The 17808-nt window shown below is 71.0% G+C and carries 10 protein-coding genes; all 10 read right to left on the minus strand.

From position 1 onward, the window contains the following. Position 1: 1 nt before the first annotated feature. A complete protein-coding gene (locus tag NQK81_RS05415) occupies positions 2–1567 on the minus strand; it encodes an acyl-CoA carboxylase subunit beta (protein ID WP_257487310.1) in 1566 nt (521 codons plus the stop codon). Next, positions 1564–7965 (minus strand): type I polyketide synthase, encoded by a 6402-nt coding sequence (locus NQK81_RS05420; protein WP_257487311.1) that lies wholly within the window; start codon positions 7963–7965, stop codon positions 1564–1566. Before NQK81_RS05420 ends, NQK81_RS05415 begins: the two co-directional genes overlap by 4 nt. Next, on the minus strand, positions 7962–9722 hold the full coding sequence (locus tag NQK81_RS05425; RefSeq protein ID WP_257487312.1) for a fatty acyl-AMP ligase: 1761 nt from the start codon (positions 9720–9722) through the stop codon (positions 7962–7964). Before NQK81_RS05425 ends, NQK81_RS05420 begins: the two co-directional genes overlap by 4 nt. A gap of 170 nt (positions 9723–9892) precedes the next feature. After that, complete coding sequence (locus NQK81_RS05430) at positions 9893–11269, minus strand: MFS transporter (RefSeq protein WP_257487313.1); 1377 nt, start codon at positions 11267–11269, stop codon at positions 9893–9895. A 106-nt stretch (positions 11270–11375) separates the two neighbouring features. Beyond that, complete coding sequence (locus tag NQK81_RS05435) at positions 11376–12293, minus strand: helix-turn-helix transcriptional regulator (protein WP_126731328.1); 918 nt, start codon at positions 12291–12293, stop codon at positions 11376–11378. Positions 12294–12468: 175 nt separating this feature from the next. Continuing rightward, the gene (locus NQK81_RS05440) at positions 12469–14238 is read right to left on the minus strand and encodes an alpha/beta hydrolase (protein ID WP_257487314.1); all 1770 of its coding nucleotides are present in this window, start codon (positions 14236–14238) and stop codon (positions 12469–12471) included. Between the two features lie 242 nt (positions 14239–14480). After that, positions 14481–15476, minus strand: coding sequence for a polyphosphate kinase 2 (gene ppk2, locus NQK81_RS05445; RefSeq protein ID WP_257487315.1), 996 nt, complete (start codon positions 15474–15476; stop codon positions 14481–14483). A gap of 10 nt (positions 15477–15486) precedes the next feature. Continuing rightward, on the minus strand, positions 15487–15942 hold the full coding sequence (locus NQK81_RS05450; protein WP_257487316.1) for a flavodoxin family protein: 456 nt from the start codon (positions 15940–15942) through the stop codon (positions 15487–15489). A 62-nt stretch (positions 15943–16004) separates the two neighbouring features. Next, entirely contained in the window at positions 16005–16907 is a 903-nt protein-coding gene (locus NQK81_RS05455; RefSeq protein ID WP_126731323.1) for a serine hydrolase, read from the minus strand. Continuing rightward, on the minus strand, positions 16904–17785 hold the full coding sequence (locus NQK81_RS05460; protein WP_257487317.1) for a LysR family transcriptional regulator: 882 nt from the start codon (positions 17783–17785) through the stop codon (positions 16904–16906). The genes NQK81_RS05455 and NQK81_RS05460 overlap by 4 nt, the downstream gene beginning before the upstream one ends. Positions 17786–17808: the final 23 nt, after the last annotated feature.

A 17808-nucleotide genomic window follows, 5' to 3' on the forward strand; every position in this document is an offset into this window, starting at 1 on the left:
CTCACAACGGGATGTTTCCGTGCTTCTTGGCCGGGAGGGTCTGCCGCTTGGTCCGCAGCGCGTGCAACGCCCGTGCCACCTGAAGTCGGGTTTGTGACGGCGCGATGACCTGGTCGACGTAGCCGCGTTCGGCCGCGAGGTAGGGATTCGAATGCCGTTCGCGGTACGCGTCGGTGAGCCGTCGCTGTTCGGCCGACCGCTGTTCCGGGGGCAGGGCGGCCAGTTCGTGCCGGTGCAGCACCCGCACCGCGCCCTCGGCGCCCATCACCGCGATCTCCGCGGTGGGCCAGGCCAGGTTGACGTCCGCGCCGAGATGTTTCGACCCCATCACCGCATAGCCGCCGCCGTAGGCCTTGCGGATCACCACGGTCACCTTCGGCACCGTCGCTTCGGCGTAGGCGTAGATCAGTTTGGCGCCGCGCCGGATGATCCCGTGCCGTTCCTGTGTCTCGCCGGGCAGATACCCGGGGACGTCGGCGAGGGTGAGGATCGGGATGCCGAAGGCGTCGCAGAACCGCACGAACCGCGCGGCCTTCTCCGAGGCGTCGATGTCGATCACGCCCGCCTGATGGCGCGGCTGGTTCGCCACGACCCCGATCGTGCGGCCCCGGATCCGGCCGAACGCGCAGATCATGTTCGGCGCGAAGCCGCTGTGCACCTCCATGAAGTCGCCGTCGTCGACGAGACGGACGACCACCTCGGCCATGTCGTACGCCTGGTTCAGCGCGTCGGGCACCAGCCGGTCGAGTTCGAGGTCGGCGGCGGTGGGTTCGGGCGCGGTCTCGTCGGCGTATTCCGGGACGGTGTCGAGGTTGTTGGACGGCAGGTAACCGAGCAGGGTCCGCACCCAGTCGATGGCGTCGTGTTCGTCGGTGGCCCGATGGTGGGCGTTCCCGGAGACCTCGCTGTTCACCGCGGCGCCGCCGAGCCGCTGGGCGGTGACCCGTTCGCCGCTGACGGCGTGCACGACGTCCGGCCCGGTGACGAACATGTGCGCGGTCTCGTCCACCATCACGGTGAAGTCGGTGATCGCCGGCGAGTAGACCGCCCCGCCCGCGCAGGGGCCCATGATCAGCGAGATCTGCGGGATGACACCGGACGCCAGCGTGTTGCGCCTGCCGAGTTCGGCGTAGTAGGCGAGCGAGACGACGCCTTCCTGGATGCGCGCGCCGCCGGAGTCGTTGATCCCGACCACGGGGCAGCCCAGCGTCATCGCCAGGTCCATCACCTTGAGGACCTTCTCGCCGAAGACCTCGCCCATACTGCCGCCGAACACGGTGAAGTCCTGGGAGAACACGCAGACCTGCCTGCCGTCGACGGTGCCGTGCCCGGTCACCACGCCATCGCCGTAGGGCCGGTTGGCGTCCATCCCGAATTCGGTGCACCGGTGCCGGGCGAACTGGTCGAGTTCGACGAAGGAACCCTGGTCCAGCAACAACTCGACGCGTTCGCGCGCGGTCAGTTTCCCCTTGGCGTGCTGCCGGTCGACGGCCCGCTTCTCCGCCGTCCGCAGATCCTCTCTGCGGGCGGCGAGGTCGGCGATCCGGAACGCCGTCGTGTCGGTCACGGCCGCGCCGCCTTGGGCGCCCCGAGCCGGGCCGCGAGGGCCGCGGCGACCCTCTCGACATGCGGCGGGTCGATCATCGACAGGTGATCGCCCGGCACCCGCACGACCTCCAGATCCGGGCAGAAGGCGTCCCAGCCGAGAGCGTCGTCGGTGCGCAGGTAACGCGGATCGAGGGAGGTGGTCAGCGGATGCGGCTCCTGCGCGCGCAGCAGCAATACCGGCCCGGTATAGGGTTCCGGCTCGTACCGTTCGGCGACCCGGGCGTCCACATAGGACTCGTACTGGTGCCGCAGCACGCCGTGCCCCAGCTCGGGAACCCGCGCGGCCAGGTGGGCGATCACCAGCCGGATCTGTTCCTCGTCGCCGAGCCGGGCGAGCTCTTCACGCGGGATGTCGAGCGTGACACCGTAGGTGCGCTCGATGTGCTCCGCGAACCGCTCGAACCGGTCCAGCAGGATCTCCTGGGCCGGTTTCCCCGGCGCGGGCAGCGGCAGGATGCTGTCGATCAGGAACACGAGAGCGACGCGCTCCCCGGCCGCCGTCAGCCGCCGCGCGGTCTCGTAGGCGAGGCAGCCCCCGAACGACCAACCGCCCAGCCGGTACGGGCCCCGCGGCTGGATTTCCCGGATCAGCTCGAGATAGCACTCGGCCTTGGCCTCGACGGTGTCCTCTTCGTCGATCCGTTCGAGCCCGTAGACGGCTCTGCCCTCGGGCAGCAGGCGGACGAGTCCCTCGTAGACACTCGTCGGACCACCCGCCGGGTGGAACAGGAACACCGGGTCCGTGCCGCCTTCGCGCAACTGCCGGACAGGGCAGCCTCCGCGTCCTTCGATGTCGTCGCGCAGAAGGTCGGCCATCGCGGCGATCGTCGGTGTGGCGAAGAGCCGTTCGGGAACGGCTCCCAGCTGCCCGGTGAACACGGCCCGCAGCCGATCGGCCGCTTTGGCGTCGCCACCGGCGGCGAAGAAGTCTTCGTGGACGCCGGGTTCCGCACCGCCTAGTTCCGCCTGCCAGTGCCGGGCGATCCAGCGTTCGGCCGGATCGCGTGGGCCGACGGCCGTCACCGGTGCGGTGGGCCGGGCGTCTCCCGCACCGAACCCCGCCTGATCGGCGAGATGGTCCGCGATTTCGGCCAGGCCCGCGCCCCGCAACAACAGCGGGATGGGCAGTTCCAGGCCGAAGTCCCGTTCCACGACTCCCTTGGCACGCAGGGCGGCGAGCGAATCCAGCCCGAGCCGGGTGAGCGGGGTCCGCCGGTCGATCTCGTCCGCGGCGAGGCCGAGCATCCCGGCGACGAGCCCGGCGAGGTAGTCGGCCAGCATCTCCCGGGCGGCCTCCGGGAGGACCGCCCGGAGCGCGTCCAATCCGTCCCAAGTGGACGGTCCGGCGGGCTGCTCGTCCCCCGGTACCAGGATTTCGAAGAACGGCCGTCCGGCCAGCCGGGGGAAGAGGGCGAGGACGGTCCCGGCGTCGACCCTGGCGATCCCGGTCGACACGCGGTCACGGCGCAGCACGGCGTCCATCGCCGCCAGCGCCTCCTCCGTGCCGAGTGGTTCGAGGACGGGGTTGCGGCTGCCGACGGCCGCGCCCGCTTCGCCCCAGGCTCCCCAGCCGATGGTCGCCGCAGGCAATCCCGCGGCGCGGCGCCACGCGACGAGGGCGTCCACCCACGCGTTCGCGGTGGCGTAGGCGGTCTGGCCCGGCGATCCGAACAACGCCGCCGCCGACGAATACGTCAGCCACCAGTCGAGTTCGTGTCCGGCCGTCGCCTCGTGCACTCGCCACGCCCCCAGGGCTTTCGCGCGCCAGGCCGCCTCGACGGCGTCGGTGTCGAGGCTGACGGCGGCCCCGTCGGACAGCACGCCGGCCGCGTGCAGCACCCCGCGCAACGGCAGGCCGCCTTCGGTCGCCGCAGCGACCAGCGCTTCGGCCGTCCCCGGCTCGGCGATGTCCCCCGTCACCACGCGGACGTCGGCGCCCTGCTCACGCAGATCCGCCAGAAGCGGCTCGACGGCAGGGCTCGCACCGCGCCGTCCGGAAAGGACGAGCCTGGTCGCGCCGCGCGCCGCCAGCCAGTCCGCCGCGACCAGGCCGAGGCCGCCGAGACCACCCGTGATCACGTATGCGCCGTCGCGCACCACGGTTTCGTGGCGAGGTTCGCTGAGCTTCGGCCGGGCCAGCAGCCGCGTGTACCGGACTCCCTCGCGCCACGCGATCTCGTCGTCGGGCGCGTCCGCGCGGATCTCCGCCACCAGTCTGACGGGGTCCGGTTCCGCGTCGAAGTCCACCTGGCTCGCCCGCAGTTCGGGGTGTTCGAAAGCGAGGACGCGGACCAGGCCACGCAGCCAGGCCTGGCCCGGATCGCCGCGCTCACCGGGTTCGGCGGCCCAGGCATCCACGCTGACGAGCCACAACCGCGGCGCGGTCTCGACCAGTTCGGCGAGGACACCGGACAACTCGGTGACCCGCCGCGCCGCGCTCATCGGATCCGGCCCCGAAGTGCCGGACCATACGAGGACTCCCGCCACCTCGCGGGAACTCAGAGCGCCCGCGAGGGCCTTCCGGTCCCCGGGCCGGACCGTCACCAGCTCGTCCCCGGCCTCGGCGAGCCGGTCACGCAACGCCGTCAGCCACGGCACGTCGTCGTGCAGGACGACCCAGCAGCGTGAGCCCGCCGCCGGGGCGGGCAGCCCGGCCTCCCGCCAGACCGTTTCGAACAGCAGATCCGCCATGGGCACCGGCAGCGACGAACGCTGGAACCGGCGGCAGTAGACCTCACGGAACTCGACCAGGACGACGCCGTCCGCGTCGACCAACTGGACACCACCGACCAGGCCATCGCCGGCCGGATCAACCGAATCGAGGACCGCGTCGACCCGGACACCCCGGCGCGGATCACCGGCGAGGACGACTTCGCCCAAGGTCAGCGGCAGGAACACGCCGTCGGCTTCGCGGAGCGCGTCCCCGGCCGCGGCGGCGAGCGCGTGCAGGCAGGCGTCGGCGATCACCGGGTGCAGGACGTAGGCCGGATCGTCGGCGGGCAGGGCGATCGACGCCGAAGCCCGGCCCGGCGCGGCCAAGACGTCGCGCAGCCCACGGAAAGCGGGACCGTAGCTCTGCCCCGCGCCGGCCAGCACCTGGTAGAGGTCGACCGGCCGGGCGTCGTCCCCGACCGGGCCGAACGGCACCACCGCGGTGTTCCCCTCGCGGACACGGGCGGTGGCGTGCCTTACCCAGCCGCCGTCCGCGGACCGCGCGTACACGTCCACGCTTCCAGCGCTCAGGCTGGTCGTCACCTCGGTGTGCGCGGCGAGCGGGAGGACCCGGTGCAGTTCGAGACCGCCGATGCGCAGCAGTCCGGGACGCAGCACCGTTTTCGCCGCCGAAAGCGCCAGTTCCAGGAACCCGGCGGCGGGGAACAACGGGACACCCATCGCCGCGTGGTCGGCCAGCCACGGCAGTACCTCGGTCCCGACGTCCGCGTGCCACAGGTGCCCGCCGCCGGTCGGCTGTTCGATGTGGACACCCAGCAACGGATGTTCGCCGGCCGTCCGGGCCGCCGGGCGCCGCGGCCAGAACCGCCGGTGCCGCCAGCGCGGGCCGGGCAGGTCGACCGGAAGCGGACGGGGACCGCCGTCGTCGAGCAGGACGGGCAGCCCGAGGGTGTGGAGCCGGGCGAGCGTGGTCAGGAACGCCACCGCCTCGTCGCTCTTGCGGCTCGTCGTCGGAAGCGCGAGCGCGCCGGTGCTCTGCTCGATCGCGGCCAGTGCCACCGGATGCGGCGAGATCTCGACGAACACGCCGTATCCGTCGGCGGTCGCCGCCGCCAGTGCCTGGCTGAAGCGCACGGGACGGCGCAGATTCGCCGCCCAGTACTCGACGTCGAACACCACCGACCTCTGTGGATCGTCGAGAACGCTGCTGTAGCAGGGAATCTCCACCGGTCGCGGGGAAAGGCCGCCGAGCTCGGCGCGGAACCGGCCGAGAACGGCGTCGACGGCTTCCGAATGACCCGCGCCCCCGACCGGCAGCCGCTTCGCCAGCCTGCCCATGCTCTCGACGTGCGACACGAGCGCCTCGACCTGTTCGGCGCCGCCGCTGACAGTGCACTGGACCGGCGAGGCGTAGACCGCGACGGTGATTCCGGGGAAGTCCGCTTCCAGGTCGGCGAGTTCGACCGGGGACAGCTCGACCACGGCCATCGCGCCGTCGCCGGAAGCGTCGACCTCGGCCAGCAGCCGGGCGCGGGTGGCCATCACGCGAAGGCCGTCGGCGACGTCCAGCGCCCCCGCGACGACGGCGGCCGCGACCTCACCCATCGAATGCCCGAGCACCGCGGCCGGGACGACGCCGTGCGCGCGCCAGAGCCCGGCGAGAGCCAGCTGCATGCCGAACAACGCGAGCTGTGTCGCCGCGAGATCCGGAAGATCGCGCGTGCCGGAGAACACCTCGCTCAGCGTGAAGCCCGCTTCGGCGCGGAACACCGGATCGAGTGCTTCGACCTCGGCACGGAACGCGGGCTCGGTGCGCAACAGGACGCGTCCCATCCCGGGCCACTGGGAGCCGTAGCCGGAGAAGACGAACACGACATCGGAGACAGGTCTGGCCTCGCCGAGGACGGCGGCACCACCAGCACGTCCGGCGGCGAGTTCCCGCAACGCGGCGGCCACCCGGTCGCGTTCCTCCGCGACGACCGCGCCACGGACGGGCAAGTGGTCGCGGCTCCTGGCCAGTGTCGCGGCGACCGCGTCCAGCGGGACCGTCCGGTGGGCGGGGTCTTCGAGCCAGTCCGCCAGATCGGCGGCCCGCGCCCGGAGTACCTCGGCCGACCGCGCGGACAGCGCGAAGATCCGCGGCCGCCCGGTCTCCGTCCCGCGAGCGGCGAACGACGCTGCGGGCCATTCTTCGAGGACCACGTGGGCGTTGGTGCCACCGAAGCCGAACGCGGAGACCCCGGCGCGCACGACGTCGGAGTACCGCGGCCAGTCCGTCCCGGTGTTCACGACCCGGAGGCCGAGACCGGCGAAATCGACGTGCGGGCTGGCTTCGTGATGATGCGGGGTCGGCGGCAGCCGCCGGTGGACCATCGCGAGGACGACCTTGATCAGCCCGGCCATCCCGGCCGCGCCCTCCAGATGGCCGAGGTTCCCCTTCACCGAGCCGATCAGGAGCGGGCGGGCGGGTTCCCGTGCGGCCCCGAGCACCTCGCCGAGCGCGCCCGCCTCGATCGGATCCCCCACCGCCGTCCCGGTCCCGTGCGCCTCCACGTAATCCACAGTGGACGGATCGACGCCCGCCGCCGCGTACGCGTCCCGCAACAGGTCCGCCTGCGCGCCGGGATTTGGCGCGACGAGACCGTTGGACCGGCCGTCGGAATTGACCGCGCTGCCACGGATCACCGCGAGCACCCGGTCCCCCGCACGGCGGGCGGCCTTCAGCGGTCTGAGCACGATCACGCCGCAGCCCTCGCCGCGGGCGATGCCGTCGGCGGCGGCGTCGAACGGTTTGCAGTACCCGTCCGGGGCCAGCACCCCGGCCCGCTGGAAGGAGGCCGTGACCGCTGGTGAGAGCAGCAGGTTCACCCCGGCGGCGAGCGCCGTCCCGCATTCGCCGCTGCGCAGGCTCTGCACCGCTTGATGCACCGCGACCAGCGAGGACGAGCACGCGGTGTCGACGGTGAGGCTGGGCCCGCGCAGGTCGAACAGGTACGACAGCCGGTTGGCGGCGATACTCGTGGCGGCACCGGTGGCGGACCAGACGTCGACGGTGGCGGGGTCGGCCATCGTCAGGTGGCCGTACTCGCCGGCCGAAAGCCCGACGAACACCCCGGTCCGGCTTCCCCGCAGCGTGGACGGCGGGATCCCGGCGTGCTCCAGCGCCGCCCAGGTCACTTCGAGCAGCATCCGCTGCTGGGGATCCATCGCTTCGGCCTCGCCCGGTGTGATGCCGAAGAACTCGGCGTCGAAACCGGCGACGTCGCTGAGGAATCCGCCACGCGCGGGGATCTCCCAGCGATCCTCCGGAACCACGCGGATACCGTCGCGTCCGGCGTCCAGGAGCCGCCAGTAGCCCTCCGGGGAGTCCGCGCCGCCGGGCAGGCGACACCCGACGCCGACGATCGCGATCGGTTCCTCCTCGCGGCCTTCGCCGCTCACGACCGTGGATTCCTCCACTGTGGACAGACGGGCGGCGAGGGCGGTGATCGTCGGGTACTGCCACACCAGGGTCGGCGGCAACGGACGGCCGGCGTACCGGCCCAGCTCCGCCGCCAGTTCCATCGACTCCCGCGAGGAAAGCCCGCTTTCGTGCAGCGGCCGGTCCGGATCGACGTGGTCCGCGGGCGAGCCGGTCACCTCCGCCACCCGCGCGATGAGCCAGGCACGGATCTCCGCGGTCACCCGAGCCGCCGCGCGGTCAGCGAACCGTCCGAATAGGACTTCCGGCACAACGCACGGCTGATCTTGCCGCTGGAGGTGCGCGGCACCTCACCCGGGGCGACGAACACGACGTCGTGCGGCCGCAGACCGTGCGCGGCCGAGACCGCCCTCCGGATCTCCGCGGTCGCGACGGCGAGGTCGGCCTCGGCGCCCTTTGCCCGCTCCACCAGCACGACCGCCGCTTCACCGTCTTCGCGCTCGATCGCGAAAGCCGCGGCGGAATGCGGCCGGACCGCGGGATGCGTCTCCACGGTCTGTTCGATGTCCTGCGGGTAGTGGTTGCGGCCGTCGACGATGACGAGGTCCTTGAGCCTGCCGGTCATGAACAGTTCGCCCTCGTACCGCACGCCGAGGTCCCCGGTCGCGAGCCAGCCCGCACCGGAGTCCGGATCGATCGGGGGCAGGCCGAAGACGCCCTCGGAAGCGGCGGGCCGCCCCCAGTAGCCAACGCCGACGTTCGGGCCGTTGACCTGGATCTCCCCCACCCGGCCCGGTTCGACCAGCGCGCCGGTGGCCGGATCGGCGATGCGGATCCGTTGCCCCGCCGGGAATCCGCAGGAGACGAGCGTGGTGGACGCCGCGCCGGGCAATGCGGGCGTCGCGAGTCCGGCGGCGAGCCGGTCGCGGTCGAAGGCGACCTGCCGTGGTGCCTTGCCCGCCTCGGTGACGGAGACGAGCACCGTGGCCTCGGCCAACCCGTACGAGGACCGGTGCACCTCCGGGCGCAGCCCGCATTCCTCGAAGGCGCCGTGGAACTTCGCGATGGTCGACGGAAGAACCGGTTCGCTGCCGTTGATCAGCGAGACGACCCGGCTCAGTTCGAGATAGCTCTTCTCGGCCTCGGTGACCCGGGAAGCGGCGTAGGCGTAGGCGAAATTGGGTGCCGCGCTGATCGCGCCCGGGCTGGCCGAGAGCGCGCGCAACCACCGCGACGGACGTTCCAGGAAGGCGTGGGGATCCATCAGGACCGACGCCGCACCCGCCGCCAGCGGTGCGCCGATCCCGAGGATCAGGCCCATGTCGTGGAAGAGCGGCAGCCAGCTGACAGTGGAGGTCGTCGCGGTCTCGACCGCGTAGGCGTCACACGCTTGACGGGCGTTGGTGAGCGCGTTGCGGTGGGTCAGCATCACGCCCGCCGGCGTTCGCGTGGAACCGGACGTGTACTGCAGGTACGCCACTTCGTCCGGTTCCGGTCGCGGCCAGGAGCGATCACCGGCCGAGACCGGAGCTGTGGTGTCGACGGCGAGCACGGCGGGGCGCTCGAAATCCGTCGAGGCGAGGAAACCGGCGGCGTCGTCGAGTCCGTCGGTGGTCGTGAGCACGACCCTCGGCGCGCAGTCGGCGAGCACGGCGGCCAGCCTTCCCGCGTGCCCGGGGAGGCTCGGGGAGAACAGCGGGACCGCGATCAGCCCGGCGCGGATCGCGCCGAGGAAGGCGACGACGTAATCGACGGACTGCCGGGCCAGGATCGCGGCCCGGTCACCCGGGCCGGTGAACCCGGTCAGCCGGGTGGCGAGCGCGTCGACCCGGTCGTCGAGTTCGCGCCAGGACAGGGTGATCGCCCGGCCGTCGGCCCCGGCTCGATGGTCGAGGTAGGTGACCGCGACGTCGTCGCCGAGCCGCCACGCCCAGTACCTCAGCAGCGTCGCGAACGACTCCCCGCCGCGTGCGTCGTCCGGCCCGTGGACGGCGACGACCGATTCCGAAATGGTTTCCATGGCCCCTCGTTGTGACGATTCGTACAGGAGCGGGTGAATTCGGAACGGCGCCGTTGCCGAAAGCGGATTCCATTCCGGAGACCGTTCTTTATCTGACCGGAACTGTATGGACGTCGCGGGAAGAGTGTCAATGAAAGGATGATGGAACGCCGCCGGAAGCGCGGACGTGCTCACGGGGACGTGAGAAAGGGGGCACTCCCCTTGTCACTTCGGCACGAACTTCGGGGGTTCAGGAGCCGGAGCGCGAGGAGCGCTCCGGCGAGTTGCAGCGCCGCCGCGGTCAGCAGCCCCGCCGTGTAGCCGTCGGCCAGCGCGGCCGGGGCGCCCTCGTCGAGCCGGGCCGTGCGGACCACCGACAGCACGGTCCCGATCAGCGCGACCCCCAGCGCGCTCGACAGTTCACGGGACGCGGTGAGCAGGCCGGAGGCGGTGCCCGCGTGCCGTTCCGCGACGATTTCCAGCGCGTACGAGGTCAGCGGCGTGGTCAGGGCCGATCCGGCGCCGATCAGCACCAGCCCGGGAATCCTCGGCGGCACTTCCGGCAGGTGGTTGACCGCGGCGATCGCCAGCAGTCCGGCGGCCACCGTGGCCAGCCCGGCCGCGACTGTCCGATGTGGACCCCATCGCGGTACGGCCCAGGGCACGAGCGGCGTGGCGGCGACGACCGCGACGGCCACCACGACCAGCGGTAGCCCGGCGAGCGTCGGCCCGAGGCCGAGGGATTCCTGATGCAGCAACGGTGTGAAGAAGAAGACCCCCGAAACCCCCAGTCCCCACAGCAGCTGCACGGTGAGCGCGCCGGTGAAGACCCGCGTTCTGGTCAGCTCCTTCGGCATCAGTCGCACGCGCGCGCGTCTTTCCCTGAACAGGAACCAGATCGCGAAGGCCGCCCCCACCGCACCGAGCACCGCGCTCGGTTCGACCACGGCGGCGGTGATCAGGACCATCGCGGTCGTCACGACCAGCATGGAGCGCACTGCAGGTCGTCCGGCCGCCGGGTCACGCTTCGCGAGGGCGACCTTCCGTACCAGCGCCAGCATCGCCGCCACGAAGGGGAGATTGACGAAGAAGATCCAGCCCCAGCCCAGATATTCGCTCAGCGCCCCGCCGAGTGTCGGGCCGAGCGCGAGGGCGGCCGCCAGGCAGGCTGTCCAGACCGTCGCTCCGAAAGCCCGTCTTCGCGCGTCGAGATCGGTGCGGAGCAGGCTGAGCAGGGCCGGGACCAGGAACGCCGCGGCGGCACCCTGCAGCACCCGCGCGGAGATCACGAGCCACGCCGTCGTGGCGAACCCTCCGGCGGCCGCGCCGGCGCCGAACGCGAGCAGCCCCGCCCGCAGGGTCGCGGCCTGGCCCCAGCGGTCCACCAGCGTTCCCGCGACCGGCAGCAACCCGGCGAACGGAAGCATGTAGCCGATGCTCACCCATTGCAGCGTGGGGAGATCGAGCCCGAGTTCGCGGGCGAGCGAAGGCGCGCCCGCCGCGACGATCGTGTTGTCGAGGGTGGTGACGAAGGCCCCGAGCCCGATCATGAGCAGCGTCGCTCTCATTGTCCATCCTCGTGAGTGGCAAAGACGGTTCTAACCGTCCTTACCACTCACGAGACGCGACCCCCCACCCACGTGACAATTCCCGCCCGCCCTCTTCACACTCGCGCTATAACCAGCCCTGGCGCGAAGCCTGCGCTCCGAGCTGGAAGCGGGTCCGCGCGCCGAGCAGTTCCTGCAACCGGCTGATCCGCCGCAGCACCGTGCGCTCGCTGATGCCGAGCTCGCGCGCGATCGCCTCGTCGGTCAGGCCTCCGCTCAGCAGCGCGAGCAGGCGGCGTGTGGCGACGGTCGGTTCCTGCGCCGCTTCGGCGTCGTCCGGGCCGCCCGCCCGCACGGGCACGGCCATCCGCCAGAAGGATTCGAACAACTCGATCAGCGCGCTCAGCAGCATCGACGGATGGATCAGCAGGGCGAGGACGTCACCGGCGTCGGAATTCGGGACCGCGATCAGCGCCCGGTTGCTGTCGGCGATCACCAGCTTCAGCGGCAGCCCGGGGAACACCCTGGCCTGCTCGCCGAGCGCGATACTCGACTGCACCTGGGCGAATCCGTCGTCGTGCTGCAGCACGGACGAGTCGTAGACGACGCGGTACGCGATGCCGCGCGCCATCGAACCGGGCTGCACCGTGCTCACTTCGGCCTTCGGGCTCATGTACGACCCCGGGTCCAGCGCGACGATATCGGCACCAGCCTGGGTCTGCATGGCTTCGAAGGTGGCGATCACCTCGTCGCGGCTGCGCAGCACCTCGACGAAGTCCGCGTCCCGGCCCGTGCGCAGCGAATAGGCGGCGCCGAGCACCTCGGCCGCTTCCCGCGCGCGGATCGCCGCGGCCTCGTGCTGCGCCGCGAACGCCGACAGCGCCGCACGCGGCGGGCACACCTCGACCCCGGACGCGCCGGCCCGGATCAGGCCGAACCGCTCCAGCTCCGCCAGCTCGGCGCCGGGCGTGATCGGACGCCCGTCCAGCAGGGCCCGGTACAGCTGCTCGGCCTCCATCGACAGGCCCCGCGACTCGGCGAGCATGACGCTTCTCCTCCCCCACCCCAGGATCGATCGACGTGACATCGATGTCACGGCTCATGGTTCTTGAGCGGGAAAACGGCCGGATCGTGCGCCTGGACCGATAACGAAACCGTCACAGATCATGACGGAGAGGCTCCCGCGAACCGCGGGAGCCTCTCGTCGACACCATCCGAGACTAGGCGTTGGCGGGCATGCCCTTCTCGTCCGCTTCCGGCGTCGCGGTGCCTTCCAGCAGCTCACGGACGATCTCGTTCGCCTTGCGCACCTGGGGCGTGATCATCTTGATCTTGATCTTCCCGTCGTGCCCGAGGTGACCGCCGACCTCGACCGTCTTGTCCTCACCCGGCAGCGGGAGACCCTGGCAGCCGGTGAACTTCTTCTTCGGCGTGAGCCCGGTCTGGAAGTAGGCGACGATCGGGTCGTCGACGCAGTCGGTGTTGTACGGGAAGATCCCGTGGCTGCCTTCGTTGTCGACACTGATCATCTTGGCGCCCGGCAGTCCGTTCGCGGTGGCCAGCGCGCCCTCGTACGGCGTCGCCGCGTCGAGTTCGGTCTGCGCGATCAGCACCTTCGGGAACGTCTTGGCGTCCGGCGCCGGCTTGGCGTTGGGGGTCGGCCAGAACGCGCACAGCGGCGCACCCGACAGGGCCATGATCGGCGCGATGAACGGCGCGTTCACGGTCAGATCGGCCTGCCAGAAATTCCAGTAGTGCAGGTTCTGGTTCCACTGGCCGTCCTGGCAGCGGATCGCCTCGAACGCGGCGTCCCAGGTCTCGACCTCGGCGCCACCCTGGTAGGAGGCCTTGCGCTCGACCGAGTCCTTCTTCGCGATGGCCTCCAGCGCGTTGCCCTTGGCCTTGTTCAGGAACGCCTTGTTCGCGTCGGTCAGCCCGGGGGTGGCGAGCGCCTTCGCGACGACCTGCTCCAGCTTCTCCGCGTCGGTTCCGGTGGGCGCCGGTCCCTTCGCGAGCGCGGCGACCATGGAAGCCGCCGACGGGTACTGGCTGGTGTCGTACATCGCCGGGATGATGAACCACGCCGCGTAGAGCATGCCCGCGAATTCCCGGGTGCCGCCCGCCTTCTCCCAGTTGCGGCGGATCTCGAGCGGATCGGTGCCCGCCTTGTACTTGGCGTCGTTGCGCGCGACGTAGGGCAGCAGCGCCTCCTGGAACTGGCGGTCACGGCTGCGCGGCTGGAGGTCCCAGGTCTTCTCCAGCGTCGAGCGGCTCGCGTCGGTCGACGAGTCGAGCAGGAACCGGTGCGCCTTGGACGGGAACGTGGTGGCGTACCAGGTGCCGAGCCAGGTGCCGTACGAGTAGCCGATGTAGCTGGTCTTCTTCTCCCCGAGCAGCACCCGGATGAAGTCCATGTCGTAGGCGGTCTGCTCGGTGGTGATGAACTTCGTCAGCGGGTTCTTCAGGCAGCCCTCGACCTTCGCCCGGCTGATCACGTTCTGATCCGTGCTGTCCGGGACGGTGTAGCTGCAGGTCAGCGGGGTGCTCTGGCCGACGCCGCGGGGGTCGAAACCGACGAAGTCGTACTGCGAGGCCAGCACGGGGCTGCGCATCGCCATCGCGGCGCCCCACGGGAGACCTTCGCCGCCGGGCCCGCCGGGGTTGACCAGCGCGATGCCCTGCCTGCCGGTGCCGGGGTAGGCGGTCGCGGTCTTGGACACGCGGACGCCGATGGTGTTGCCGTCCTGCGGGTTGTGCCAGTCGCGCGGCACCTGGACGGTGGCGCAGGCGAGGCCCTTGACCTTCTTCAGTTCGGCTTCCGTCGCCGGCGCGACCGACGGGAACGAGCACTCGCCCCAGGCCACGGTCTGATTGGTCAGCGCGCCGGCGAGCGCCGCGGTGTCCGGATCGGCCTTGACCGCGGGTGCCGCACCCGCGGCCGGGGCCGGCACCAGGCCGGAGGCCAGGAACGCACCGGCGACCACGGCCACCGTGCCCCTCCGCGTCTTTCTCGTACTACTGATCACCATGATCCCTTTCGACAGGAGCCCCCCGACGTCCGTACGTGAAGTAAAGACGGGTGATCAGCTTTCCCACACGGCCGGAAGGTGGCGGATACCCGACATGGCAGGATCTCGACACTCGCGTGATCGGACACGTAACTCGCGTGATCAGAGGCGTAACTCGCGAGTTACGCCTTCAAGCACGCGAGTTACGCCTCTGATCACGTGAGTTACGGGTGCAGGCCCGGTCCGTGGTCGGGGTCCGGCGACGGCGCGATCGGGGTCGGGCTGAGCGACGCCTCGTCCTCCCCCTCCTCCAGCAGGGTCGCCGCGGCGCCGACCACTTTCAGATCCGGGTCGCCGACGGCGTCCTCGTCCTTGTCGGCGTAGTCCACGCGGGCGAGGACGCTGCGCATCGCCTCGACGCGCGCGCGTTTCTTGTCGTTGCTCTTGACCACCGTCCACGGCGCGATCTCCGTGTCGGTGGACCGGAACATCGCGACCTTCGCCTCGGTGTAGGCGTCCCAGCGGTCGAGCGACTTGATGTCGTTGGGGCTCAGTTTCCATTGCCGCACCGGGTCGACCTGCCGGATGAGGAACCGGGTCCGCTGCTCGGACCTCGACACCGAGAACCAGAGTTTGACGAGGATGATCCCGTCGTCGACGAGCATCTCCTCGAACGTCGGCGCCTGTCGCATGAAGCGCTCGTACTGTTCGTCCGTGCAGTACCCCATCACCCGTTCGACGCCGGCGCGGTTGTACCAGGACCGGTCGAACAGCACGATCTCGCCCTCGGTGGGCAGGTGGTTCACGTAGCGCTGGAAGTACCACTCCCCCTGCTCGCGTTCGGTGGGCTTGCTCAGCGCCACCACTCGCGCGCCGCGTGGGTTGAGGTGTTCGGTGAACCGTTTGATCGTGCCGCCCTTGCCCGCCGCGTCGCGCCCCTCGAACAGGATCACCATGCGCCCGCCGGTGTCCTTGATCCAGTACTGCAGTTTCAGCAGTTCGATCTGCAGCGACCGTTTCACGACGTCGTATTCCTCGCGCGACATCCGCGTCGTGTACGGGTAGTTCTCCCGCCACGTGTCGATCGGCGATCCGTCGGGGCGGAGCAGGACCGGGTCGTCGGCGTCGTCGTAGTCGACGACGAGACGCTGGTCCCTCAGTTCCGGGAAGTACGAATGATCGAGCACGCGCCGCTGATACCCACGCCGGACGGAGCGCAAACACGGTGCGTCACCCACCGAGCCCGGCGGCGAACCGTCGCGCCGCTTCGAGATCGGCCGTACCAGGCCGGTTCTTGGCGATACCCCCGACGAGCCGGAACGGGAGCCAGGTGTCGAAACCCCGGCACGAGAACGTGTCCACCACGTCGAAGCCCTTGCGGCGGAGCGACCGTGCCAGACGACGGGTGTACCGCCGGAATCGCGGTTCCGGCAACCCGCTGGTGCTGAACACGAACGCCTTCCTCCGCTGCTTCGGCGGCATCTCTTCGACGAGACGCCGCAGGCGCGGATGGAAGTCCATGCCGAAGATCCCCGAGCCGAACCCCACGAGGTCACAGGAATCGAGCTCGGCGGGGTCGATCTCCTCGGGGCTGACGACGCGGGCGCCGAGAGCCCCCGCAAGTACTTCGGCGACCCTCGCCGTATTGCCGTGGGACACCGAAACGCACACGATGACGACCTTCATGCCGATCCTCCACTTCGCCGGTTCTCCCCCTTGAGAACCGGGCGGCGGCGGAAAACGTGACGTCACCCTTCGCGCAGATGATCCCGCAACGCCCGCGCCACTCGGGCCATCAGCACTTCGGCCTCCGGCTGGATCGCGGCGGGCACCCGGGATCCGGTCAGCGCGGCGATCGCGTACAGCCCGCCGTCGGCGTGTTCGACCACCCCGACCTCGTGCCGCAGATTCAGCACCGTGCCGGTCTTCGACGACCATTTCGTGGCGTCCGAGACGAAATCGGGGCTGAGTCGCTGACGCAGCAGGTTCAGTCCCATGAGTTCACGCACCCGCGCCGCGACCCCTTCGTCCACTTTGGACGGTTTCCACAGTGCTTCGAGGAGGTTCACGAACGCGCGCGCCGAACCGGAACTCGCCCGGGTGACGTCGAGCTGCGGAACGGGATGGCCCCGCCCGGCGGTACCCGCGCTGATCGCGAGCGCGTGCGCGAGGTGGACGTCGGCCGGGGCGAACCGTTCGGCGGGTGTGTCGCTGAGGTCCGCGGCCGGATGCCGCGCGGTGATCCCGGAAACGCCCCATTCGCGCGTCATCCTGGTGACCTCGGCGGGCGGGGTCAGCGCGAAGAGCGCGTCCGCGGCGGTCTCGTCGCTGATGGCCATCGTCAGGTAGAGCAGGTCGTCGATCGCCACCCTGGCCGGATGCCGGAACCGCGTCAGCCCGGTCGGTCCGGGGGCGGTGGCCCGTCCCGGCTCGACGTCGATCGGCGCGGAGCCGTCCAGTTCACCCCGGCGGATCCGCTCCAGGGTCGCCGCGGCGAGCGGGATCTTCACCAGCGAGGCACTCGGGAACTCCAGGTCCGGGTCGATGCCGATCTCGTGTCCGGTCCGCAGATCGCGCACGAGGAACGAACCGCGCAGGCCGCCGTCGTCGAGTTCGGCGCGCAGCCCGAGGAGCAGGGTCTCCGTGTTCATGTCGTCTCCTCCGCGCCGAGACACCGGGCGATGTCCGGCCACAATCGTGCCCGGAGCCGCTGCGCGTCCTCGCCGGGCCCCGCCGTGATCTCGAACCCGCGCGCGAGCCGGGTTTCCCCGATCGGCCGCCAGTTCAGTCCGAGGTCGGTGGCCTGGGCCGCCGAGCAGAGCAGCAGATCGTCCGAACCGAACACCGCCGCGGCGGCCGCGGTGAGCGCGCCGGCGACGGACACCTGCGCGGGCCGCAGGCCCACCGAGTCACGGACGCGGAAGAGGCGATCCCGGATATGCGGGACGTCGTCCTCCGGCTGGATCCAGACCCGGCGGGGCGACCGGCCGGACCGGCCGACGCGCAGCGTTTCCAGGTGGAGGGCGCCCGCCCGCGGCCTGCCGCCGCCCGCCAGCCCGAGCGGCACCGTCCAGGTGCCCTCTTCGGCGGGAACGGCGGCGAGCGCCGCGCGGACCTCCTGTGTGCGCACGAGTTCCGCCCGCTCTCCCGGCGGCGCCTGCCGGAACTCCAGGAAGACGTCCAGCGCTCGCGCCGCGGCGTCGAGTTCGGCGAGCTCCCGGACGGTGCAGGTGTCCGGCATCGCCAGCCGCATCGGCCGCAGTCTGGCGCGCTGCGCGTCGTGCTCCATGGCGTCGGCCAGCGCCACCAGCCGTTTCGCCGACGGCAGCATGTCGCGGCCGAACGGGGTGAGCACGGCGCGGCGGGTGGAGCGGTCGAACAGCCGCTCACCGAAATGCCGTTCCAGCGCGGCGATCCGGCGGCTCGCCACCGGCTGCGGGATACGCGCGATCGCGGCTCCCGCGGTGAAGGTCCCGGCTTCGCTCACGCTCACGAACGCCCGGCAGCTCTCGATCAGGTCCACGACCACATACTATGCCGATAGTGCATGAA

Origin of the sequence: Amycolatopsis roodepoortensis (assembly GCF_024628825.1) — a bacterium.
Classification (GTDB): domain Bacteria; phylum Actinomycetota; class Actinomycetes; order Mycobacteriales; family Pseudonocardiaceae; genus Amycolatopsis; species Amycolatopsis roodepoortensis.